Annotated in this window: 21 protein-coding genes; 12 read left to right on the top strand and 9 right to left on the bottom strand. The window is 70.7% G+C overall.

The annotated features are described in order from the left end of the window. Positions 1-18 precede the first annotated feature (18 nt). The 4 genes from SSMG_RS18415 to SSMG_RS18400 are packed head-to-tail and all read left to right on the top strand — an operon-like array spanning position 19 to position 3,826. Complete coding sequence (locus SSMG_RS18415; protein WP_009078312.1) at positions 19-1,161, top strand: cupin domain-containing protein; 1,143 nt, start codon at positions 19-21, stop codon at positions 1,159-1,161. Continuing rightward, positions 1,158-1,988: a fumarylacetoacetate hydrolase family protein gene (locus tag SSMG_RS18410; RefSeq protein ID WP_009078304.1), complete on the top strand. Its 831-nt coding sequence runs from the start codon at positions 1,158-1,160 to the stop codon at positions 1,986-1,988. The genes SSMG_RS18415 and SSMG_RS18410 overlap by 4 nt, the downstream gene beginning before the upstream one ends. After that, positions 1,988-2,590, top strand: a complete 603-nt coding sequence (locus SSMG_RS18405) for a maleylpyruvate isomerase family mycothiol-dependent enzyme (protein ID WP_009078302.1) — start codon at positions 1,988-1,990, stop codon at positions 2,588-2,590. The genes SSMG_RS18410 and SSMG_RS18405 overlap by 1 nt, the downstream gene beginning before the upstream one ends. Before the next feature lie 9 nt (positions 2,591-2,599). Further along, a complete protein-coding gene (locus tag SSMG_RS18400) occupies positions 2,600-3,826 on the top strand; it encodes an FAD-dependent oxidoreductase (RefSeq protein WP_009078300.1) in 1,227 nt (408 codons plus the stop codon). A 43-nt stretch (positions 3,827-3,869) separates the two neighbouring features. Here the strand turns inward: SSMG_RS18400 and SSMG_RS18395 are convergent, their stop codons facing one another. Further along, positions 3,870-4,661 (bottom strand): IclR family transcriptional regulator, encoded by a 792-nt coding sequence (locus SSMG_RS18395; RefSeq protein WP_009078299.1) that lies wholly within the window; start codon positions 4,659-4,661, stop codon positions 3,870-3,872. Positions 4,662-4,844: 183 nt separating this feature from the next. Between SSMG_RS18395 and SSMG_RS18390 the strand changes: the two genes are divergently transcribed. The 8 genes from SSMG_RS18390 (at position 4,845) to SSMG_RS18355 (ending at position 14,381) form a co-directional block, all read left to right on the top strand. After that, on the top strand, positions 4,845-6,326 hold the full coding sequence (locus tag SSMG_RS18390) for an aldehyde dehydrogenase family protein (protein ID WP_009078297.1): 1,482 nt from the start codon (positions 4,845-4,847) through the stop codon (positions 6,324-6,326). A 24-nt stretch (positions 6,327-6,350) separates the two neighbouring features. Further along, positions 6,351-8,462, top strand: a complete 2,112-nt coding sequence (locus SSMG_RS18385) for a hydantoinase/oxoprolinase family protein (RefSeq protein WP_009078295.1) — start codon at positions 6,351-6,353, stop codon at positions 8,460-8,462. Then, positions 8,462-10,435 (top strand): hydantoinase B/oxoprolinase family protein, encoded by a 1,974-nt coding sequence (locus SSMG_RS18380; protein WP_009078293.1) that lies wholly within the window; start codon positions 8,462-8,464, stop codon positions 10,433-10,435. Before SSMG_RS18385 ends, SSMG_RS18380 begins: the two co-directional genes overlap by 1 nt. Next, positions 10,432-10,716, top strand: coding sequence for an acetone carboxylase subunit gamma (locus SSMG_RS46195; protein ID WP_037714099.1), 285 nt, complete (start codon positions 10,432-10,434; stop codon positions 10,714-10,716). Before SSMG_RS18380 ends, SSMG_RS46195 begins: the two co-directional genes overlap by 4 nt. Continuing rightward, positions 10,713-11,474: an SDR family NAD(P)-dependent oxidoreductase gene (locus SSMG_RS18370; RefSeq protein ID WP_009078292.1), complete on the top strand. Its 762-nt coding sequence runs from the start codon at positions 10,713-10,715 to the stop codon at positions 11,472-11,474. Before SSMG_RS46195 ends, SSMG_RS18370 begins: the two co-directional genes overlap by 4 nt. After that, the gene (locus tag SSMG_RS18365; RefSeq protein WP_009078290.1) at positions 11,471-12,154 is read left to right on the top strand and encodes a class II aldolase/adducin family protein; all 684 of its coding nucleotides are present in this window, start codon (positions 11,471-11,473) and stop codon (positions 12,152-12,154) included. The genes SSMG_RS18370 and SSMG_RS18365 overlap by 4 nt, the downstream gene beginning before the upstream one ends. 173 nt (positions 12,155-12,327) lie before the next feature. Then, on the top strand, positions 12,328-13,008 hold the full coding sequence (locus tag SSMG_RS18360) for a response regulator transcription factor (protein WP_009078288.1): 681 nt from the start codon (positions 12,328-12,330) through the stop codon (positions 13,006-13,008). Between the two features lie 11 nt (positions 13,009-13,019). Then, positions 13,020-14,381, top strand: coding sequence for a cell wall metabolism sensor histidine kinase WalK (locus tag SSMG_RS18355; RefSeq protein WP_063632032.1), 1,362 nt, complete (start codon positions 13,020-13,022; stop codon positions 14,379-14,381). Positions 14,382-14,388: 7 nt separating this feature from the next. Here SSMG_RS18355 and SSMG_RS18350 read toward each other — a convergent pair whose 3' ends face one another. From SSMG_RS18350 to SSMG_RS18315, 8 genes are all read right to left on the bottom strand, one after another. Beyond that, the gene (locus tag SSMG_RS18350; protein WP_009078284.1) at positions 14,389-16,158 is read right to left on the bottom strand and encodes a chloride channel protein; all 1,770 of its coding nucleotides are present in this window, start codon (positions 16,156-16,158) and stop codon (positions 14,389-14,391) included. Between the two features lie 117 nt (positions 16,159-16,275). Beyond that, the gene (locus tag SSMG_RS18345; protein WP_009078282.1) at positions 16,276-17,565 is read right to left on the bottom strand and encodes an ArsB/NhaD family transporter; all 1,290 of its coding nucleotides are present in this window, start codon (positions 17,563-17,565) and stop codon (positions 16,276-16,278) included. Positions 17,566-17,581: 16 nt separating this feature from the next. Beyond that, positions 17,582-18,028 (bottom strand): CBS domain-containing protein, encoded by a 447-nt coding sequence (locus SSMG_RS18340; RefSeq protein WP_009078280.1) that lies wholly within the window; start codon positions 18,026-18,028, stop codon positions 17,582-17,584. A 503-nt stretch (positions 18,029-18,531) separates the two neighbouring features. Continuing rightward, complete coding sequence (locus SSMG_RS18335; RefSeq protein WP_009078279.1) at positions 18,532-19,113, bottom strand: membrane protein; 582 nt, start codon at positions 19,111-19,113, stop codon at positions 18,532-18,534. Positions 19,114-19,214: 101 nt separating this feature from the next. Continuing rightward, a complete protein-coding gene (locus SSMG_RS18330) occupies positions 19,215-19,799 on the bottom strand; it encodes a TetR/AcrR family transcriptional regulator (protein WP_009078277.1) in 585 nt (194 codons plus the stop codon). Between the two features lie 45 nt (positions 19,800-19,844). Next, on the bottom strand, positions 19,845-21,011 hold the full coding sequence (locus SSMG_RS18325; RefSeq protein ID WP_009078275.1) for a serine hydrolase: 1,167 nt from the start codon (positions 21,009-21,011) through the stop codon (positions 19,845-19,847). Beyond that, entirely contained in the window at positions 21,008-22,330 is a 1,323-nt protein-coding gene (locus SSMG_RS18320) for an MFS transporter (protein WP_009078274.1), read from the bottom strand. Before SSMG_RS18320 ends, SSMG_RS18325 begins: the two co-directional genes overlap by 4 nt. Continuing rightward, the gene (locus tag SSMG_RS18315; RefSeq protein WP_009078273.1) at positions 22,327-23,514 is read right to left on the bottom strand and encodes an acyl-CoA dehydrogenase family protein; all 1,188 of its coding nucleotides are present in this window, start codon (positions 23,512-23,514) and stop codon (positions 22,327-22,329) included. Before SSMG_RS18315 ends, SSMG_RS18320 begins: the two co-directional genes overlap by 4 nt. Positions 23,515-23,516: the final 2 nt, after the last annotated feature.

Genomic DNA, 23,516 nt, shown 5'->3' with positions numbered 1-23,516 from the left:
TCAGCCCACCATAACCCCATGCCCAGCACTCCAGCGCGAACTCCCGTTCGGCTCGCCGCGGTCGACGCACCGGACCAGCCCGCGGTCACGCCCGCCCTGCGCGATCTCTACCGCGGCTTCGAACAGGAGCTGCTCGTTCCGTTGTGGACGGAGATCGGCGACCTGATGCCCGCGCATCCGCGTTCGCGGGCGGTGCCGCACCGATGGCGGTGGGCGAACCTCCTCCGGCTCGCCGAGCAGGCGGGCGAGATCGTGCCGGTCGGGCGCGGCGGGGAACGGCGGGCGATCGCCCTTGCCAACCCGGGCCTCGGCGGCCGTCCGTTCGCGACGCCGACGCTGTGGGCGGCGATCCAGTACCTGATGCCCGGCGAGGACGCGCCCGAGCACCGGCACACCCAGAACGCGTTCCGGTTCGTCGTCGAAGGCTCGGGCGTGTGGACGGTCGTCGGCGGCGACGCGGTCCCGATGCGCCGCGGCGACTTCCTGCCGCAGGCGGGCTGGAACTGGCACGCGCACCACAACGCCACCCGCGAGCCGATGGCCTGGCTCGACGGCCTCGACATCCCGTTCCAGTACGGGATCGAGGCGCAGTTCTTCGAGTTCGGCCGCGAGCAGATCAGCGCGGCCGAGCGGATCACCCCCGACCGCTCTCGTTCCGAACGCCTGTGGGCGCACCCCGGTCTGCGGCCGCTGTCCGTCGGCACGGCAGCGCCCGGCTCTCCGCTGCTGGCGTACAAGTGGGAGCACACCGACGCCGCGTTGCGCGACCAGCTGCAGCTGGAGAAAGAAGGCTACGGCGGAACGGTCGAACCGGGCCACGCGGCCGTCCGGTTTTCCAATCCGCACAACGGTTCCGACGTGCTGCCGACCATCCGCGCCGAGTTCCACCGCGTCGCGCGGGGCGCCGAGACCGCGCCAGTGCGCGAGACCGGCTCGGCGGTCTGCCAGGTGTTCGATGGCTCCGGCACAGTGACCGTCGGCGACACCTCGTGGGCGGTCTCGCGCGGGGACCTGTTCGTCGTCCCGTCGTGGCAGCCGTTCTCGGTGAAGTCGGAGGCCGGTGCCGCGGATTCCGACTCCGGCGCTCTCGACCTGTTCCGTTTCTCGGACGCGCCCGTGTTCGAGGCGCTCCACCTCGACCGTCAGGAGACCCTCCGATGAAGCTCGCCACCCTCCGCGTCGACGGCGACACCCGCGCCGTCCGCCTCGACGGCGACGTCCTGGTCGACCTCGGCTCCCCCGACCTCGGCGCGCTGTTCGCCCAGGACGGCTGGGAAGCGCACGCCGCCCAGGCGACCGGCGAGACCTGGCCCGCCGAGGGCGCGGACCTCGCCCCGGTCGTGCCGCGTCCGTCCAAAGTGGTCTGCGTCGGGCACAACTACACCAACCACATCAAGGAAATGGGCCGCGAACTGCCCGCGTACCCGACGCTGTTCCCCAAGTTCGCCGACACCCTCACCGGTCCGGCCGACCCGATCGGCAAACCGGCCGAGACCGACGCGCTCGACTGGGAGGTCGAACTCGTCGTCGTGGTCGGCAAAACGGTCCGGCGCGCGAACGAGGACGAGGCCGCGGCGGCCATCGCCGGGTTCACCGTCATGAACGACGTCTCGGTCCGCGACTGGCAGTTCCGCACGATCGAGTGGACGCAGGGCAAGATCTGGCAGTCCTCGACGCCGGTCGGCCCGTACGTCGTGACGCGGGACGAGGTCGGCGGCGTCCGGCCCGCGCTCGAGGTGAAGACCACTGTGGACGGACGCGTCATGCAGCGCGACAACACCGGCACGCTCCTGTTCGACCCGGTGTTCCTGGTGCGGTACATCTCCACGATCGTCCAACTCAACCCGGGCGACCTGATCGCCACCGGCACGCCGGCCGGGGTCGGCCACGCCCGCGATCCGAAGGCCTACCTGACCGGCGGCGAAACCGTGGTCACCGAGGTGGCCGGGATCGGCGCGTGCGTCAACCAGATCGTGAAGGAAGCCTGATGGCGCCCGCCGACGCGCGGAACTGGGTCTCGTTCGGCACCGAGCTTTTCCTGACGCACGCGAAGGAACTGTCCGAACCGAGCGCGCTCCCCCGCTGGACCCGCAAGCACCTCGCCGCGCACGTCGCGGCCAACGCGGACGCCCTCGGCAACCTCGTGCACTGGGCGCGGACCGGGGAGCGCACCCCGATGTACTCCTCGCCGGAGCAGCGCAACGCCGACATCGAGGCGGGCTCCCGGCAGTCCGAAGGCCAGCTCACGGCGTGGCTGCGGGATTCGGCGCGTTCGCTGGAGTCCGCGATGGCCGCGTTGACTCCAGAGCAGTGGCAAGCCGAGGTGGTCACCGCGCAGGGCCGGACGGTTCCCGCCACCGAGATCCCGTGGCTGCGGGCGCGCGAGGTGTGCGTGCACGCGGTCGACCTCGGCACCGGAGCGACGTTCGCCGACCTGCCGGAAGCGTTCCTGTCCGCGCTCGTCGCGGAGATCCAGGCCAAACGCGGTCTCGCCGCGCTGCCGGACGGGCCGCTGCCTGACGTCGCGGCGTACCTGGCCGGGCGGCCGCATTCGCTGACCGGGGTCCCCGACCTCGGCCCCTGGTTGTGAGGAGAGCCCATGGACACCCCTGACGTGCTCGTCGTCGGCGGCGGGATCGGCGGGCTGAGCACCGCGTTCGCGCTGTCCCGGCTCGGCCTGCGGGTGCGGGTCCTGGAGCAGGCGGCGGAGTTCGGCGAGGTCGGGGCCGGCATTCAGCTCGCCCCCAACTGCACCCGGATCCTCGACGCCTACGGCCTGCTGGACACCGCGAAAGCGCGCGGCGTCGTCCCGGACCGGATGGTCATGCGCGACGCCGTCGACGGCCGCGACCTGACCGCGCTCGACCTGCGAGACCTCGAACGCCGCTACGGCTTCTCGTACCTGGTGATCCACCGCAGCGACCTGCACCGGCTGTTCCTCGACGCCTGCCGCGACGCGGGCGTCGAACTCCTCACCGAGCAACGGATCGTGTCTTACACGCCGGACCCCGCCACCGCGGTCACCGACGACGGCACTGTCCACAGTGCACCGGTCGTCCTCGCCGCCGACGGCCTGCACTCGGTCGCTCGGAAGCACTTCGCGGACGACCAGCCGGTCTCGTCGGCATACGTCGCCTACCGCGGCACGGTGCCGATCGCCGAGGTCGGCCGTCCGGTTGACCTGTCCGAGGTCGTGGTCTATGTCGGCCCGCGCTGCCACTTTGTCCATTATGGACTTCGCGGCGGCGATTTGCTCAATCAGGTAGCCGTTTTCGAGTCGCCGAAGGCTGTGGCGGGTATGGACGACTGGGGCACGCCGGACGAGCTGGACACCGCGTTCGCCGCGACTTGCGACGAGGTGCGGGCCGGGATCCCGCGGATGTGGCGGGACAAATGGTGGCGGATGTACGACCGCGACCCGATCTCCACCTGGGTCGACGGCCGGCTCGCCCTGCTCGGCGACGCCGCGCACCCGCCCCTGCAGTACCTCGCCCAGGGCGCGATCATGGCCATCGAGGACGGCTGGGTGCTGGCCGAGCACATGAAACGGCTGGGCAATTGGGACGATGCGCTGGCCGCGTACCAGGCAGTCCGGACGGAGCATTGCCGCCGAGTCGTGCTGACCGCCCGGGCCTGGGGAAACCTGTGGCACCTGGACGGCGCCGAGCGGGAACAGCGCAACACTCTCCTGCACGCCCGCGAGACGGACGACTACTCCTTCACGGACTGGCTGTACGGTCCGACGGCCTTGTTCCCGGAGGACGAGCCGCCGATGTTCGAGCCGATTCCGCTGTCTGCCGCGGACGATTTGACTGCCACGCGATGACCCTTACCGGCGGTGAACGACCCGTTCACCGCCGGTTTTTCATTCACCCCAACTTCTCCGCCAACCGTCGGCAGCCCTCCACCAGCGCCACCGCGTGTTCGTCCCGCTGCGCTTTCGTCATCCGCGCGGTCGGCGCGGCGACGCTCAGCCCGCCCAGCAGCGGGCCGTCCGGGCGGGCGACCGCGCAGCCGATCGAGCTGACGCCGTCCTCGCTCTCGCCCGCGTTGAGCGCGTAACCACGCCGCCGGATGCGCTCGATCTCCGCCAGCAGCGCGCTGCGGCTCGTCATGGTCTTCGTGGTGACCTGGCCGAGCACGTCGTCCGGGTAGCGCTGCGCGATCTGGTCGTCCGGCAGGTGCGCGAGCATCGCCTTGCCGAGGCTCGTCGCGTGCGCCGGGAGGGTGCGGCCCACGCGGCCGGACACCCGCAGCGCCCGGTCGCTCTCGATCACGTCCAGGAAGCGCACCTGACCGCCTTCCAGCGAACCGAGATGCACGGTTTCGCCGGTGGTTTCCGACAGCCACTGCAGCACCGGACGCGCGACCGCGCGCAGGTCCATCTGGTTCACCACCGACAATCCGATCTCGACCAGCGCCGGCCCGGCCCGGTAGACCCGGCTGACCGGGTCCTGGTCGACGAATCCGTGGTGCACGAGCATCGCCATCAGCCGGTGCGCGGTCGACTGGCCCACGCCCAGCGCGTCCCGCGCGTCGGACAGCCGGAGTTCTCTCGTGGCGCTGAACATCCGGAGCAGCCGCAGCGCGCGGTCCACGGATTCGATCGGGTACTGGGGAGCGGGCCGCGCGGGACCGGCTTCGGCGGCGGATGTCTGCATAGCAGACATCGTATCCGGACCAGGGCATGTGTGGACGGCCTTAAGGATAAAAGACGGCAAAGTTTCTGGATAACAGAATTGAAGTCCGCAGGCTAGACTCGCAGCCGGGTCTCGGGGTTAGCATGAGCCGACGGCACGCGGGGCTCCAGGTCCCCGCGGGACTCAGGAAGCGCAGGAGCGACGATGCTCGAAGCACATTCCGGCCCGGAAATCCCGACCCGGGTCGCCGAACTTCTCGACCGCGAGTGGCGCCTGCTCGTCGACGGCAAGCTCGTCCCGGCGCGGTCCGGAGCCACCTTCTCCCGGGTGTCCCCCTACACCGGCACGGTGATCGCCGAGGTTCCCGACGCAGGACCCGGCGACGTCGACGACGCAGTGCGCGCCGCGGCCGACGCCCGGGCGGTCTGGCGGGACACCCTTCCCGTCGAGCGAGCGAAGCTGGTCGCCGAACTGGCCGACGTGATCGAACGCCACGGCGAGGAACTCGCCCTGCTCGACACTGTGGACGCCGGTTCGCCGATCTCGAACTCGCGCGTCGACGTCGGGGTGACGGTGGCGCAGCTGCGCATGTTCGCCGGGCAGGCGCTGGAACTCAAAGGCACCACGGTGCCCGCCAGCAACGCGCTGCACGTGACCACGCGCGAACCGGTCGGCGTGGTCGCGCGGATCGTGCCCTACAACCATCCGCTGATGTTCGCGGGCAAAATCGCCGCGCCGCTGGTCGCGGGCAATCCGACGATCCTGAAGCCGCCGGAGGCCGCGCCGCTGTCCGCGTTGCGGCTGGCCGAGCTGGCGAAGGACATCTTCCCGCCCGGCGTGCTGTCGGTGGTCGTCGGCGACGGACCGGCGGTCCCGGACGCGCTGGTGCGGCACCGGCACGTGCGGCGGATCGGGTTCATCGGGTCCGAACCGACCGGACGCGCCATCCAGCGCGCCGCGGCCGAGAGCGGCGTCAAGGACGTCAGCCTCGAACTCGGCGGCAAGAACGCGATGGTGGTGTTCCCCGACGCGGACCTCGAAGCCGCGGCCGCCGGCGCCGTGTTCGGCATGAACTTCACCTGGTCCGGACAGTCCTGCGGGTCGAACTCGCGGCTGCTCGTGCACCAGGACGTCCACGACGCGCTCGTCGCCAGGGTGGTCGAGCTGATCGAGGCGCGCCGGATCGGCGATCCGTTCGACGAGCGCACCGAACAGGGCACCATGATCAACCGGGCGCAGTACGAGAAGTCGTTGTCCTACATCGACATCGCGGTCTCCGAAGGCGCGAAGGTCGCCACCGGCGGCGGCCGTCCGGCTGGTGTGGACGAGGGCTTGTTCGTGGCCCCGACGGTGTTCACCGGCGTGCGCCCGGACATGCGGATCGCCCGCGAGGAGGTGTTCGGGCCGCTCCTGTCGGTCATTCCGTTCGCCGACGAGACGGAAGCGGTCCGCATCGCCAACAGCGTCGACTACGGGCTGACCGCGAGCGTCTGGACCTCCGACGTCACGCGCGCACACCGTGTCGCCCGCGCGTTCGAGGCCGGGTTCGTCTGGATCAACGGCTCGTCCCGGCATTTCCCCAACGTGCCCTTCGGCGGCGTCAAGGGGTCCGGCGTCGGCCGCGAGGAAAGCCTCGAAGAACTGCTCAGCTACACCGAAACCAAGTCCCTCAACGTCATGTTCTGACTAGCGAAGGCAAAGGGGCCCTCAATGGCGTACGTCATCGGCATCGACACCGGCGGAACGTTCACCGACGCGTTCGTCGCCGACCAGCAGAACCGGCTCGCCGCGGCCAAAACCCCGTCCACTCCCCCGGATTTCGCGACCGGGTTCCTCACCGCGATCGACGAGCTCGCCGCGGAACTCGGCATCCCGGTCCGCGAACTGCTCGCGAACACCGACTATCTCGTGCACGGCACCACCTCGACGCTCAACGCCCTGGTCACCGGCGACGTCGCGCAGGTCGGTTTCCTCACCACCCGCGGGCACGCCGACTCGATCAGCATCATGAATCTCGAAGGCCGCTACGCCGGCCTGGGCAGCGACGACATCCAGCACATGGCCCGCACGGCGAAGCCCGCGTCCTTGGTGCCCCGGCACCGGATCCGCGAGATCGACGAACGCGTGGACTACCAAGGCCGCGTCGTCGTCCCGCTCGACGAGGACGGCGTCCGGACCGCCGTACGCGACCTGCTCGCCGACGGCGCGGAGGCGATCGCGGTGTCGTTCCTCTGGTCGTTCCGCAATCCCGCGCACGAACAGCGGGTGCGCGAGATCGTCCAAGAGGAGGCTCCGGAGGTGTACGTGGCGCTGTCCAGCGAGGTCAGCCCGCGCATCCGGGAGTACCCGCGCAACGTCACGACGATCATGAACACGCAGGTCGGCCCGCGGCTGGGCAGTTACCTGCGGCCGCTCGAAGCCGAACTGCGGGAGCGCGGGCTGACCGGCGCGCTGCTGGTGATGCAGGGTTCCGGCGGCTGCGTCACCGCCGCGGACGCTCCGGCGCACGCGATCAGCACCATCGGTTCGGTACTGACCGGCGGCGTCGTCGGCTGCACGCGGATGGCCGCGTCGCTGGGCCACGACAAGGTGATCTCGACCGACATGGGCGGCACGACGTTCCTGGTCGGGCTGGTCGTCGACGGCAAACCGGTGACCACCACGAGCACGATCCTCAACCAGTACACGATCAGCACGCCGATGGTCGACGTGCACACGATCGGGGCCGGCGGCGGCGCGATCGCCTGGGTCGACCCGGGCGGCAACCTCCGCGTCGGGCCGCGCAGCGCCGGCGCTCGTCCCGGACCGGCGTGCTACGGCGAGGGCGGCTGGGAGCCGACGGTCACCGACGCCGACCTCGTCCTCGGCATCATCAACCCGGACAATTTCCTGGGCGGACGCAAGAAACTCGACGTCCAGCTGTCCCGGGACGCCATCGGCAAGGTGGTCGCGACCCCGCTCGGCATGTCCGTCGAGGACGCGGCCGCGGCGATCTACGCGATCCAGAACGCCCAGACCGCCGACCTCGTCCGCAAGGTCGTGGTCAACTCCGGCCAGGACCCCCGGGACTTCACCCTGTACGCGTTCGGCGGCGCGGGCCCGATGCACTGCGCGAGCTACTCGGCCGACCTCGGAGTCAAGGAGGTCGTGGTCCCGCTCGGCTCCACCGCTGCGGTGTTCTCCGCCTACGGCCTGGCCGCGTCGGACATCGTGCTGACGGCCGAACAGTCGCAGCCGGTCGCGATGCCGGTACCCGCGAAGACCGCGAACGAGGTTTTCGCCGGATTGGAACGCGAACTCGAGCGCCGGTTGGCCGAGCAGGGCTTGACCTTCTCCGCGATCAGCTACGAGCGCGAAGCCGACATCCGCTACACGATGCAGCTCGCGGAGGTCGCGACTCCCGTGCCCGGCGGCGAGCTGACCGCAGAGTCGGTGGACCAGCTCGGCCGCGACTTCGAGGCGAGCTACGAAGCGTTGTACGGCAAGGGATCCGGCTTCCCCGACGCCGGACTGCAGCTGATCACCTACCGCGTCCGCGCGACTGGCATCCTGCAGATCCAGCCGGAGCTGCCCGAGCACGGCACGCTGCCCGGCAGGCCCGCCGCGAGCGGCGAGCGAGAGGTGCTGCTCGACGTGCGGACCGGCCGCCAGCCCGCCGCGATCTACGACTACCGCGCCCTTGGTGCGGGCCACGAGATCGAAGGCCCGGCCGTGGTCGAAGCACCGACCACCACCGTCGCCCTGCCGCCGGGCACCCAGGCCACTGTGGACCGCCTGGGCAACCTCGTGCTCCGTTTCCCTGAGCGGAAGGAACTCTCCTGATGGCTGTCATCCCCGTCGCCGGATCCGAGCGATTCGTCCAGTCCGGCGCTCCCCTCGACCCGGACGCCCGCTTCGGCGACCTCAAACTGCACCGCGTCGGTTCCGAGGCGGTCGACGCGCTGACCTACGAGGTGGTCCGGCACCGGCTGGTCGCCATCACCGACGACATGGGCGACGCGATCAAGCGCATGTCCGGCTCGGTCGTCGTGACCGACTGCAACGACTTCGGCGCGGGCATCATGGACGAGACCGGCGAAACCGTCCAGGTCGGGCTGTACAACATGCAGCTCGGGTCCGCTTTGGACATGGCCGTGCGCTGGACGCTGGAGCACCGCGCCGAGAACCCGGGAATCGCGCCGGGCGACCAGTTCCTCCTGAACGACCCGTGGATCGGCGGCGGCCTGCACCAGAACGACGTCACCGTCCTCGCGCCGCTGTTCTACGACGGCCAGCTGTTCTGCTGGACCGGTGCGGTCGCGCACCAGGTCGACCTCGGCGGCGTGTCGCCGGGCAGCTGGTCGGTCGAGGGGCACGACGTGTTCTGGGAGGCGCTGCCGATCCCGCCGGTGAAGATCGTCGAAGGCGGCACGCTGCGCTCGGACCTGGAGGACATGTACCTGCGCCGGTCCCGCGTGCCGCGGCTGGTCGGGCTGGACCTGCGCGCCAAGATCGGCGCGAACAACGTCGCGCAGGACCGGCTGACCGCGCTCATCGACAAGTACGGCCCGGACACCGTCAAGGCCGTGATGAAGAAGATGATGGGCGACGCGGAATCCCAGCTGCGCGCCAAACTGCGCGCGCTGCCGGACGGAACGTGGTCGGCCGTCGCGCACCAGGACGGCGCGCGGGCGGGCGACCGGGACATCCACAAGATCGTGGTCGCGATGTCCAAACAGGACGACACGCTGACGTTCGATTTCACCGGCACCGACCCGCAGGTCGACGGGATCATCAACTGCACCCTCGCCGGGCTGCGCGGCGGGATCCTGCCGATCCTGCTGACCATGCTGTGCCCGGACATCTCGTGGTCGCCGGGCGGGATCTACCGGTGCGTGGAGATCGTCAGCGAGCCCGGGACGATCAACAACTGCACCTTCCCCGCCGGCATCGGGAAAGCGTCGGTCAACTCGGCCTGGTCCACGCAGAACGCGGTCTCCGAAACCGTCGCGCAGATGCTGAGCACGCACGCCGAGCTGAGCCGGTCGGCGATGAGCGTGTGCTGCGGGACCTGGGATCTGACCCTGCTGGCCGGGGTCGACCAGCGCGGCGGCGGTTTCGCCACGATGCTGTGCGACGCGATGTCCGGCGGCCTCGGCGCGAAGGTGGACGGCGACGGCGTCGACACCGGCGGCGAGAACTGCATTCCGATGGGCCGCATCGCCGACATCGAGATCAACGAGTTCAGCTTCCCGATGCTCTACCTGTGGCGGCGCGAGGAGGTCGATTCCGGCGGACCCGGCCGGTGGCGCGGCGGCGTCGGCGCGTCGAGCTGCTTCATCCCCTACGACTCCCCCACGCGCAGCGTGCACCTCGTCGTCTCCGCCAACGGAAAGGCGGTGCCGCAGGCACCCGGCATTTCGGGCGGCTATCCCGCGGCCACGCAATGGGACGTCCTCGTCCGCGACACCACCGTGCGCGACCAGCTCGCGAACGGCCGGATCCCGCAGACGATCGAGGACCTGAGCGGCCGCGCGGACACCCTTCCGCCGCACCTGGAAACCCATCTCGCCGAAGCGGACGTCTACTTCACCCATTGGCAGGGCGGCGGCGGAATCGGCGACCCGCTGCATCGCGAACCCGAACGCGTCGCCGCCGATGTCCGCAACGGCAAGGTGTCCGCTCTCGCGGCGGCGGACGTCTACGGCGTCGTGCTTTCCGACGGCGAACCGGACCTCGCGGCCACCGCGGCCCGCCGCGACCGGCTGCGCTACGAGCGCGCCGGGCTCACCCCGCCGGAAGGAGCGCACCAGTGAACCTCGACCTCAACCTCCGCGTGGACGACGGGACCGGCGCGGTCGTCTGCCGCCACTGCGCGACGCGGATCGGCGACACCACCGCCGAACCGATGGCGCACGCACTGCGCCACGAACGCCCCTCGACCGAAGCCGGACCGGGCGTCCACGCCGATCCCGCCGCGTTCGTCGACCGGAAAGTGCTGCTGCGCCAAGCGTTCTGCCCAGGCTGCCGGACGCTGCTGTCCACCGAGATCGTGCCGGACGGCGAACCCTCCTACCGAAGCTGGAGCCTGACATGACTCTCAACGGACTCGCCGGAAAGGTCGTCGTCGTGACCGGTGCGGCCCAAGGCATCGGCGCGGCGTACGCCCGCCGCCTGGTCTCGGAAGGCGCGACCGTCGTGCTCGCCGACCTGAACCTCGATGGCGTCCAGGCCACCGCCGCTTCTTTCGACGGCCCCGGCAAAGCCAGCGCGTACGCACTCGACGTGTCCAGCCGCAGCAGCTGTACGGAGTTCGCCGCCCAGCTCACCGAGGCGCACGGCCGAGTCGACGGTCTGATCAACAACGCCGCGATCTTCTCCACCATCAAGATGAAGCCGTTCTGGGAGATCACCGACGAGGAGTGGGACCGGCTGATGGCGGTCAACCTCCGCGGCCCGTGGCTGCTCGTGTCGGCGCTGCTCCCGCTGCTGCAGGCGTCGCCGTCGGCGAGCGTCGTCAACATCGGCTCCGACGCGGTGCAACTCGGCCGCCCCGGCTACCTGCATTACGTGGCCAGCAAGGGCGGCGTGCACGGCATGACGTTCTCGATGGCGCGCGAACTCGGCGAGTTCGGCATCCGGGTCAACACGCTGTCGCCGGGCCCGGTTTACACCGAAGTCGCGAGAGAAACCGTCACCCCGGAACAACGCGAGGCCATGCTGCGCGCCCAATCGCTGCACCGCCCCGCCGGAGCCGACGACATGACCGGTTTGGCCGCGTTCCTGCTCAGCGACGACGCGGGTTACCTGACCGGCCAGACCCTCAGCGTCAACGGCGGGCTGGTGCACCGATGAGCACGCAACAGGAACTTGTCGCGCTGTCGTCCCGGATCCTGGCCGCCGCCGGACAAGGCGACCTCATCTGGGGCCACGTCTCCTGCCGCGACGCCGACGGACGGGGCGTGTGGATCAAATCCGCGGAATGGGGCATGGAGGAGGTCACGCCGGAGCGCGTGCACCTGGTCAACGCCGAGGGCGAGGTCGTCTCCGGCACCGGCCCGCGGCACAGCGAATACCCGATCCACACCGAGGTCGTCGCCGCCCGGCCGGACGTGAACGCGGTGGTGCACACTCACGCGCCGCACGCCGTTGCCTTGGCGGCGACCGGCCAGGAGCTGCGGCCGGTGAGCCATGCCGCGAACCTGTTCGTGCCGCCGGAAGTGCCTCGTTACACCGAGACCGCGGATTTGATCCTGACTCCCGAATTGGGCAAAGCACTGGCGGCGGAACTCGGCAATGCGCGGGCGGTATTCCTGGTGAACCACGGAATCGTCGCGGTCGGCGATTCCGTGGAGAGCGCGACTGTCGCGGCGGTCGTGCTGGAGCGGGCGTGCGAGCAGCAGCTGCGCACCCAGTCGTTCGGCGGGTGGCCCAGCTGGTCCCCGCCGGAGGAATCGCACGCGAAGCGGGAGCATATTTACCATCCCCGCGCGGTGCGGGCGGTGTGGGATTACTTGGTGCGGCAGCTGCCGTGAGGCGGTGGGTGCGCGGTCCGGGCTGGGCCGCGCACCCACCAGCAGGCCGCACTGGTCCAGGCCACCGAAATCCCGCCAACGGCCCTTCCTGGCAAAGGAATCCGCACCCGCCCAGCCCTTGCCGCGATAGGGAACAATTTCTAAAGCATGTTCCGCGGCGGAGGGGCGACCCGATGACGGTGCGAGTCTTGCTGGTCGAGGACGACGCGTTGATCAGCGAAGCGCTTTCCCTCGCTCTCGCTGACCAGGGCTGCGCGGTGACGCAGGCCGCGTCCGGCGAGGACGCGCTGGCGATGCTCGAATCGGTGAGCGTGGACGTCGTCCTGCTCGATCTGATGCTGCCCGGCATGGACGGCCTCAGCGTCTGCCACGAGCTGCGGGTGCGCGGCGATCTGCCGGTCATCATCATCACCGCCCGCGCCGACAGCCAGGACGTGATCGCCGGGCTGGAAGCCGGGGCCGACGACTACGTGACCAAGCCGCTCGTCGCCGGCGAGCTGGCGGCTCGGATCCGCGCGCTGCTGCGCCGCGCCGCGCCGGTGCGCAGGTGTTGTCTCCAGGTCGGCGATCTGCTGCTGAGCACGCACGACGAGACGGTTTCCCGCCACGGCGTCCAGATTCTCCTTACCCGTACCGAATTCCGGCTGCTGGCCGAACTGGCCGCGGCCGAGGGCGAGGTCGTCACGCGCGAGCAGTTGCTGCACCGGATCTGGGGGCGCGACTACTTCGGCGGCACGCGGCTGCTCGACGTCCACATCCGGCGATTGCGGCGCAAAGTCGAACCGGATCCCGATTGCCCGCGTCTCGTGCTGACTGTCCGGGGAATCGGCTACCGCGCCGAGCCCCGGCCGTGAGCCCGGCGCCGGTGTCCCGGCTTTCCTTGCGCTGCCGGGTTTCCGCGGCGTTCGGGCTCGGCCTGCTGGTCGTGGTCAGCGCGCTGTCCGCGGCGACCTGGCACCTCGCCACCGGGTACCTGCTCAACCAGCGCCAGCAGAGCGCCGACCGGCATTCCCGGATCAACGCGCGGCTGGTCGACAACGAGGTCCGCGACCGGACCGACGGGCTCGGCGAACTGCTGTCCGGCCTCACCGGCGGGCCGAATTCGACAATCCTCGTGTCCCTGCCCGGGGGCTGGCACACCGCTGGGCGTCCGATCGGTCCCGAGCACCTCCCGCGCGGCCTGCTTTCCCGCGCCCGCCCCGGCGCGCCCGCGCACGAGCGGTTCACCGCCGGCGGGGTCCCGGTCCTCGCGGTCGCGCAGCCGCTCGCCAAGGCGAAGGGTTACTACGTCGAGCTCCATCCGCTGCTCGGGCTCGAACGGACCTTCCGCGACCTGCGCATGATCCTCGTCGCGGGCACCGTGACGTGCGGCCTGTTCGGCGTCGCCCTCGGCGCGTGGGCGGCCCGGCGCGCACTCCGCCCGCTTGCCGCGTTCACCGAAACCGCCGCCCGGATCGCGCGCGGCGACCTGCGCGCCCGGCTGCCCGAACAAGCCGGACCAGATCTCGCTCCCCTCGCCGCGACCTTCAACGCCACCGCCGACGCGCTGGAACAACGGGTCCGCCGCGACGCCCGGTTCGCCGCCGACGTCAGCCACGAACTGCGCTCGCCGCTCACCACGATGACGACCGTCGCGGAGGTGCTCGACCGCCGCCGCGACGCCATGCCCGCGCCCGCGCAGAAAGCACTGCAGCTCCTTTTGGCCGAACTGCACCGGTTCCGCGGCATGGTGCTCGACCTGCTGGAGATCTCGGCCGTCGACCAGGCGGACAACGGCGACGACCGCGAACTGGTCGACCTCGGAACGCTGGTCCGCAGCGGCGTCGCGAGCAGCCCCGCGCCACGCCCGACGCTGGACCTCGCCGCAGGGCAGCTGCTGGTCGCCGCGGACCGGCGCCGCCTCGACCGGGTCCTGGCGAACCTGCTCGACAACGCGGCCCGCTACGGCGGCGGCGCGGTCCGCGTGGCCGCGCACGCGTGCAACGGCGTGGTCCGGCTGGAGGTGGACGACGCCGGCGAGGGGGTGCCCGCCGAACTCCGCGAACGGATCTTCGAGCGGTTCTCCCGAGGCGTGCACGCCGGACGGCGGGATCCTGATTCGGGAACCGGGCTGGGACTGGCGATCGTCGCGGACCACGTGCACCGCCACCACGGCCGGGTATGGGCGGAGGGACGGCCGGGCGGCGGGGCGCGGTTCGTCGTCGAACTTCCCGAGGCGCGCGGGTGATCGCCGTTCAGCGGCCGGCTACGGCGGGTTCCAGCGCGCTCAGCACCGACTGGTGCGTGATCCACCCGGTCAGCTCGTCAGTCCCGGTCAGCACCGGAAGCCCGGTTCCCGGCGCCTGAGCGAGCGCGTCGAGCGCATCCGCCAGCGTCGAATCGCTCGTGACCAGCGGCGGCAGCTCGGCGAGGTCTCCCACCCGTCCCGCGTTGTCCTCGGCCACTGCTTCGGCGACCGCGCGAGCCGTGGCACAGCCCTGGTACCGGCCTTGTTCGTCGATGACCGGCAGGATTCCGTGGCCGGACAGCGCGAGCGCGTGCGCGGCCAGTTCCAGCGGCAGGTCCTCGCGCAGCGGCTCCGGCAGCGGTTCGGTGACCGCGGAGACTTTCGTGTCCGCCAGCCGCCGCGCGGACGGGTGCTTGTCCAGATCGATGCCGCGGCGGCGGAGTTTGAGCGTGTAGATCGTGTCGCGGCTGAGCGTGCGGCTCACCGCGGTCGCGATCACGATCGCGGTCAGCATCGGCAGGATCACCGTGTACTGGCCGGTGAGTTCGAACAGCACGATCACCGCCGTGATCGGGGCCCGCGCCGAGCCCGCGAATGCCGCGCCCATGCCGATCAGCCCGTACACGCCCGGCGACGCGGTCACCGACGGGAACCACGTGTGCACCGCGATCCCGAACGCGGTCCCGGCCATCGCGCCGATGAACAGCGACGGCGCGAACACCCCGCCCGAGCCGCCGATCCCGATCGTCAGGCTGGTCGCCACGATCTTCCCGAGCATGAGCACCAGCAGGAAACCGAGGACGTACTTGCCCTCGACCGCGTTCTGCAGCACGGGATAACCCACCCCGTACATCTGCGGCAGCGCCAGCAGCAGCCCGCCGAGGAAGACGCCGCCGACGGCCGGGCGCAGCCATTCCGGACCGCGCCACAGCCGGTCGCACAGGTCCTCGATCCAGTACAGCACCCGGGTGAACAGCACCCCGCACGCGCCGACGACCAGGCCCAGCACCACGAACAGCAGGTACTCCACCGGATTCCGCAGCGTGAACGGCGGCAGGTCCAGGAACGGCGCGTTGCCCAGCACCGCGCGGCCGACGACGCTCGCCGTCACGCTCGCGAGCACGACCGCCCCGAACGATTCCGCGGCGAAATCGCGCAGGATCAGTTCCATCGCGAAGAACGGACCGGCCAGAGGCGCGTTGAACGTCGCCGCGATCCCGCCCGCCGCGCCGCACGCCACCAGCACCCGCAGCCGCGACTCGGGCAACCGCGCCGCCCGGCCCAGCGCCGAGCCCAGCGCGGACCCGATCTGCACGATCGGCCCCTCCCGGCCCACCGAACCGCCGGAGCCGATCGTCAACGCGGACGCCAGCGCCTTCACCACGCTCACCTGCACCGGAATCCGGCCGCCGCGCTCGGCGACCGCGTACATCACCTCCGGCACCCCGTGCCCGCGCGCCTCGGGGGCGAACCGGTGCACCAGCGGCCCGTAGACCAGGCCCGCCAGCACCGGGGCCAGCAGCAGGAACCACGGCCCCAGCTCAGGGAACCAGGAATGCGCCGCCCGCCCGGCGTCCGAGTAGTCCGCGTGTCCGGAGAACACGTGCGTGAACGACGTGATCAGCCACCGGAACACCACCGCGCCCAGCCCCGCGCCCGCCCCGATCAGCACCGCGAGCCCGACCAGCCCGGCCCGGCTCTCCCGCACCCACCGGCCCACCGGCTGGCGCACCGGTACCACCAGCCCGCGTTTTCCCGCATTCTCGCCCGACGACATTGATGCAGTATGCAACAATTGCGTACGGCCATGGTTGCGGGATCGCTCACACCGGCCGGACGGCGGCGATTTCCCCGGCGTTATCCGGGTTTTCGTCCGTTTCGCGTGCGGGGTTGGTCAGAACACGAAGTAGCGCAGCCACAGGTACGGCGCGGCGACGAGCACGGTGATCAGCGTGACGACCGCGCCCTTCTTGGTGAACTCCCAGAACGAAATCGGCGCCCCGGCCCGCGCGGCGAGCCCCAGCACCACCACGTTCGCACTGGCCCCGACAGCCGTCATGTTGCCGCCGAAGTCCGCGCCGAGCGCCAGCGACCACCACAGCGCGTCCGAATGCGCGGGGTCGGGGATGTCGTGGGTGAGCGCGAGCACGAGCGGGCTCATCGTCGCCACGTAAGGGATGTTGTCGATCACGCCGGACAGCAGCGCGGACACTCCGAGGATCAGGAAGACCGCCAGCAGCGCGTTCCCGCCGGTGGCTCCGGCGGAGAGCTTGGCCAGCCAGTCGATCACGCCGGTTTTGACCAGCGCCCCGATCATGATGAACAGGCCGGCGAAGAACAGCAGGGTTTCCCATTCGACGCCGGCCAGGTACTGCTTGGGCAGCGTGCCCGAGAGCAGCACCAGCAGGCCCGCGCCGAGCAGCGCGACCACCGACGGGTCCAGGTGCACCACCGAATGCAGCACGAACCCGGCGAACACGAGCAGCAGCACGGCGCCGGACTTGATCAGCAGCTTCGGCTGCCGGATCGCTTCGCGTTCGTTGAGCGCCATGACGTCGGCGACCCGTTGCGGGTCGACAGTGAACGAGCCGCGGAACAGCCACGGCAGCACCAGCCCCAGCACGACGAGCTCGAGCGCGACGATCGGCGCGAGGTTGAGCAGGAAGTCGTTGAACGCCAGCCCGGCGCGGCTGCCGATGATGATGTTGGGCGGGTCGCCGATCAGCGTTGCGGTGCCGCCGATGTTGGACGCGAGTACCTCGGCGATCAGGAACGGGACCGGGCTGATGTCGAGCCGGTCGCACACGAGCAGCGTCACCGGGGCGATGAGCAGCACCGTGGTCACGTTGTCCAGGAACGCCGACGCGACCGCGGTGATCAGCACCAGCAGCAGCATGATCCGCAGCGGCGACCCCTTGGCGCGTTTGGCCGCCCAGATCGCGACGAATTCGAACACGCCGGTGCGGCGCAGGATCCCGACGATGATCATCATGCCGAGCAGCAGGAACAGCACGTTCCAGTCGACGCCGGTGTCCTCGGAGAAGAACGCGTCGGCCGAGCCGCTCACCCCGGTCGCGAGCACGACGCCCGCCCCGGCGAGCGCGGCGGTCATCTTCGGGATCTTCTCGGTCGCGATGAGCACGTAGGCCACCACGAAGACGACCACCGCGATGATCGTGCTCACCGGCGGACCGCCCGGGTCAGCGAGGCGTCAGCGCGTGCTCCAGCAGCCGCGACGCGGAAACCACGCCGAGCAGCGTCCGGTCCCGCATGACGGCGACGAGCGGGCACCGCAGCCGGGCCATCGTCGCGGCGACCTCCACGATCGTGTCGTCGGCGTCCACCCTGGGCAGCTCGCGCGGTTCGTCGGGCAGCAATTCGCGCACCGTCCGCCCGCCCAGCTTGTCCGCGACGCGGTCCGCCATCGATTCGCTGAGCACCCCGGCCAGCGACGGATCGTCGCGCACGTACGGCGGCACCAGGAACTGGACGACGTCGGAGGCGGGCAGCACCGTGTGCGGGCATCCGGACGCTTCCGTCACCACCAGCCCGGGCAGCCGGTGCTCGGCCAGCAGGCGCGCGGCCGCCAGCGCGTCCGCATCGAGGTCGACGACCGGGAACTCCTCGGCCAGGTCCGCTGCGCGCATGCCCCCAGGCTACGGCGCGCCGGGCGGCTCCGCCGGACCTCGCGATTTCTTTCCGCACGCCTGACGCCCGCACCAGCATCCTCGGACTCCCCGGGGTCGAACGGACCGCCCGCCGCCCGGCCGGGCACGGGCAGGCCGACCAGACTTCCCGGCACACCACGCGTAAAGATGCCGCAAAGACCGGCCCGGGGCAAACCGGGGTTTCGGCGTCGCGGGACGAGCAGGTGCCGCCGTCGGCCCCGTATCCATCCTCCGAGCCGGCCCGGCGCACCGGAATCGCGCGGTCCACAGTGGACTTCCGGCTGACCTGCCAGCTCCGCACAACGCGGGGACCACCGGAGCCAGTGCGGACCTGGTGCCCACTGCGGTCATGGTCGCCAAGGGGCCCGCCAGTCCGACCGCTGCCTCCAAACCGGACGAACGAGGGTCGAGCGCCAGGATTCGCACTGAATTCCCTCGTGCTCGAGGTCCCGCCCGCGACGCTAATCCGGCACGACCCGCAGTCACCGCGGGCGGACGTCCGCGCTGCCGGAGTCTTTAATCCCCCGCGCAACGGGAGTGCGCCCCAGCCGCAGCGCCGAGACCAGGAAGAAGATCCCGCCCAGCACCGCGTACCCGGCCACCGCGGCCAGCGACGGGGCGGGCGCGCCGGCGCTGAGGACGAAGTTCACCCCGGCCAGCACGGAGATGCCGCCGCTGAGGATCATCGGCCACTGGCCGCCCATCTCGCGCCGCCCGACCGCCACGCTCAGCTGCACCAGACCGGCTGCGACGGCCCAAGCACCCCACACCCGCAGCACCGCCGGGACGCCGGACGCGCTGGCGACCGCCAGGCCGATCCCCGCCAGCAGGCTGATCGCGATGTTCACGTACAGCCCCACGGCCCGGGTCGAGCGGGCGTCCACGACCGCGGCCGCGACGTCGAACAGCGGGTACCCGACAACCAGGACCACCCCGAGCGGGCCGAGCTGCGACTTGGTCGTGAGGAACAGCAGCGCAGCCCAGACGAGGGCGAAGGCGAACCGCGCGAAATACAGTCGGCGCAACGGGGCCGCACTGGCGGCGGGCTTGTCAACGATGGTCACGAGGATCCTTCCGAGGACTCAGGTAGAACGAACGTTCTGTCTCCCACTGAGCCTGTCGGCCCGCCCGGGCAGCGTCAATGCCGGACGGTCTTTCCGAAGTCTTACGGGGCAGGAGGCACGCGGTGCCGCAGGAGACCGTCGACACCCTGGAGGAACGTCTCTCCGACCTCGGCCGAATCCGTCAAGCAGCCCGCGGCCATCGCACCGTCGCGCAGCATTACGAAATGCCGGGCCGCGGGCTCCGGTGCGGCCGAACCGATCCGCGCGAGCACCTCCGTGACGGTGCGGAGGAACCACTCGCGGTGCGCGAGGACGGCTTGGTGCACGGGATGCGCGGGGTCCGGGTATTCCGCCGCCGCGTTCAGGAAAGCGCAGCCGCGGAAGTGCGCCGACTGGATGCTCTCCGCGATCTGCCCGGCGATGGCCCGCAAAGCGTCGACCGCGGGAGGGTTGCCGTCGAGGATCTTGCCGATGCCGTCGCGTTCCATCTCGGACACGCCCTGCAGATACGCGACGACGAGGTCTTCCTTGCCCGGGAAATGCCGGTACAGCGTGGCCCGCGTGACCTTGGCCTCCGCCACGAGCCGGTCGATCCCGACCGAGTGGAGGCCTTCGGCGTAGAAGATCCGGGTCGCGGTCGCGAGCAGCCGCGACCGCGCCTCGGACACCTGGATCTTCTGCACCACAACGGCAACGCTAGCAGAGAGAACGGTCGGTCCCGCCCGGTCGCGCTACCCGGCCAGGTGGTCGCCGATCTGCGCGAACACCGCTTCCAGGGGCGGCACGGGAACCGACGGCGACATCACATGCGAGCCGTAGTGGGCGATCACCAGTGCCCGCCCCGGACTGACCTGCAGCCGCTGCCCGTGGATGCCTCGCGCGCCGAACGTGCCGTGGCCGTCGTCAGGAACCCACCAGAAATTGTGGTACCCGATCGGCCGGACCGCGCCGGTCGGCAAGGCGCGCCGCGCGGGTCCGGGCGGCACGTTGGCCAGATCGGCGACGACGCGTTCCGGCACGATCTGCCGGTCGCCGACCGTCCCGCCGCGACGCAGCATCTCCCCCACCCGGGCAAGATCCCGCAGGGTCGCGCTGTAGCGGCCGCAGGCGATCTCGGTCCCGGTGGAATCCAGGCAGTACGCACCGTCCTCGTCCGCTCCCAGCCGGGCCCAGACCCTTTCGCTCCACAGTTCGGCGAGGCTCACGCCGGTGACGCGACGAAGGGCTTCCGCGACAGCTTCGGTGTTTCCGTTGTCGTAGCGGAATTCAGTGCCCGGCGGCGCGACGGCCTGCGCGGTGGCCAGATGCTCCTTGACGCTGGTCGGTCCGGTATAGCCAGCGGGACGGGGCACGATGCCGACCGCGGCGAAATACCGTTGCGCTTCAAGAGGTTTATAGAACGGACGCCCGCCGTAGTTCATCACCGTGCCCATGTGCAGCAGGTGGTGAATCGAGGCGTCGCCGAACGCAGTGCCGCCGAGTTCCGGTGCGTAATGAGCCAACGGGCGGTCAGCATCGAGCATGCCTTCGTCGATGAGGAGCGCGGCGAGCAGTCCGGTCCACGACTTCGCGACCGACGCGGACAGGTGCACGTCGTGTGGCCGCATGCCGTGGAAGTACCGCTCGTACACGATCTTTCCCCGATGAGCGACCAGGATCGCGTCAGTTTCGGCACTGGCCAGGAACTCGGTCAGTTTCATGGCCGCACCCCGCGCGTCGACCAGCAGGTGGTCCAGGTCGCGGGGATCCTCCGGCAGGTCCCAGCGCAGGCCCGCGCCCCGCCAGACCCGCCGGGTCGGGCCGGTTTCCCGGGCGCGCGTCATGCCGAAGCGGACGAACGCCGGGTCGACGTAGCCGCGGCTCCAATAAGCATTGTCCACTGTGTACGGAGTGGTCACGGTTTCTCCTTGACTACAGCGAGTGCCGCGATGCGCCGGGCGTCGCGTTCCGGACGGACGAAGAAGAGCGCGGCCACCCCGCCGGCCATCATCAGGACTCCGGGAATCGCGAAGGCGGTGGCGAAACCGGCGGCCGGTCCGTCCGCGGCCTCCACGAGCCGACCGGTGAGATACGGCGCGAGCAGCCCGGCGACGGTGACCAGCGCGACGCTGACCGACAGCACCGCACCTCGCTGCGCGGGCGGGCTGATCTCGCTGTTGACCGTCTGGCCGTTGGCGAAGGTGACGCCGTGGAAGCTGAACGCCACGGCGATCAGGACGATCCGCAGCGCGGGCTGGGTCACGGTCGGCAGCAGCACCATCGCCAAGCCCGCCAGGATCAGCACACAGCCGCCGAGGATGCCGCGGGCGATCCGGCTGGGCACGCCGAGGTGCAGCAGCCATTGGGTGAGCGCGCCGTGGGCGAAGGTCAGGACCAGCCCGGCCACCCACGGGATCGTCGTGATCGCGGCCGCCTCGCCGGCGCTGTAGCCGAGCGCCATTTCGAGGTAGGACGGCAGCCACGCGACCATCAGCGTGGACGTCCAGTACGCGCCGAACGCGCCCGTGAACCCGCCGAGCCACGTTCCGGAGAGCAGGATCCGCCGGTACGGAACGCGGCTGGCCGGAACGGGAGCCGCGCCGGCCGGGGCCAGGTCGACCGGACCGTCGCGGCCGATCACCAGCCACAGCACGCACCAGACGCAGCCCACGAGGAACATGGCCAGGAACGCGGCCCGCCACCCGAAGTGCACGATCGCCAGGGTGAGCAGCGGGGTCGCGATCGCCCCGCCCAGCGCGCCGCCGCCGACGATCAGCGCGCTCGGGATGTTGCGCTTGGCGTTGGGAAACCAGCTGTAGGCGGCGTGCAGCGCCATCGGCTGCGCGGGCCCTTCGGCGGCGCCGAGCACGATCCGGCTGAGCAGGAGCAGCCCGACCCCGCTCGCCGCGACCACCGACACCTGCGTCACCGCCCAGACCAGCGCGAGCACCAGCAGGATCCACCGCGTCGAGATCCGGCTCGACGCGAAGCCGACCGCCAGCGCGCACACGCTGAAGAGGAAGAAGAACGCGCTGGACAGCAGGCCGTACTGCGACGGGCTCAGCCCGAACTCGTGCATGATCGGGCGCGCGGCGAGCCCGAGGACGGCCTTGTCGCCGTAGTTGATCAGCATGAACAGCAGCAGCATGGCCACCACGGACCAGCGGCGCAGCCAGCCGCTCCCCGCGGCGCCGTCGGTCGGCGCGGCCGAGCGCGGCCGGGTCCCGACGGGCTTCACCGCTGCGCTCCGGACTGGAGCAGGGCTTTGGCGATGCCGTTCTTCTGGATTTCCGACGATCCGGTCAGCACGCGGAACATCCGCAGGCGGCGGAACAGCCATTCCACCTCGGCCCCGCGCACGAGCCCGGCTTTGCCGTGGATCTGCACCGCCTCGTCCGCGATGCGGAAGGCGTTCTCCGCGACGAACAGCTTGCACATGAACGCCTCCGTGCTCGGGGTGCTTCCGGAGTCCAATTCGGACAGTGCGTCGTACGTCATGGCGCGGGACGCGTAGTAGGAGGCGGCCATGTCGGCGATCTTGTGCTGGATCGACTGCAGCGCCGCCAGCGGGCCGCCGAACACCTGGCGGGTGCGGGCGAATTCGATGGTGAGTTCGAGCGCGCGCCGGGCGTGGCCGAGCACCGTCGGGCAGTGCAGCAGCCGGTTGGTGGTGACCCGGCCGAGCCCGATGCGCAGCCCGTCGCCGACGCGGCCGAGCAGTTGCTGCGGGCCGACGTAGCAGTCGTCGAGGATGATGTCGGACTCGATGTGCTGGCCGGACATCGGAACCTCGCCGTCGGCGACGGTGCAGCCCGGGGAGTCCAGGTCGACCAGGAAGGCCGAGTAGCTCTCGCCCTCCCCCGCCATCCGGGCGACCAGCACGGAGAAATCGGCGATCGGGCCGGCCGAGGAGAACACCTTGCGCCCGCTGATCCGCCAGCCGTCGCCGTCCGGGGTCGCCACGGTGCGCATCGCCCGCACGTCCGACCCGGCATTGGTTTCGGTGAGCGAGAAGCAGCACGCGCGTTCTCCGCGGACGACCGGCAGCAGGTACCGTTCGCGCTGTTCGTCGGTGGCCGTCGAGAAGATCGCGCCGGCGCGCAGCGGGCCGCCCAGGTCGCCGAGCACGCAGTGGTACAGGATCCGACCGGACGCGCCGACTTCCTCCTTGAGCGCGGCCAGTTCGGTGTACGTCAGGTCGAGGCCGCCGTACTCGCTGGGCAGGTGGACCCCGTAGAAACCCAGCTCCCGGCAGCGTTTCCAGACCGGTTCGATCACGGCCCGGGTCAGCGGGGTCTCCGGGGTCAGCCCGAGCGCGGCCTCGTAGTCGGCGAGTTCGCCGGACAGGTATTCGCGCAACCGGCCGACCAGGTCCGCCAGCCGCGGGTTGTGGTCGTAAGCCGGGGTGAGGGTGAAGGACATGC

Source organism: Streptomyces sp. AA4 (assembly GCF_000158875.1).
Lineage (GTDB): Bacteria > Actinomycetota > Actinomycetes > Mycobacteriales > Pseudonocardiaceae > Amycolatopsis.
Note: the sequence above shows the minus strand (reverse complement) of the source record. Positions and strands in the feature narration are given on the sequence as shown.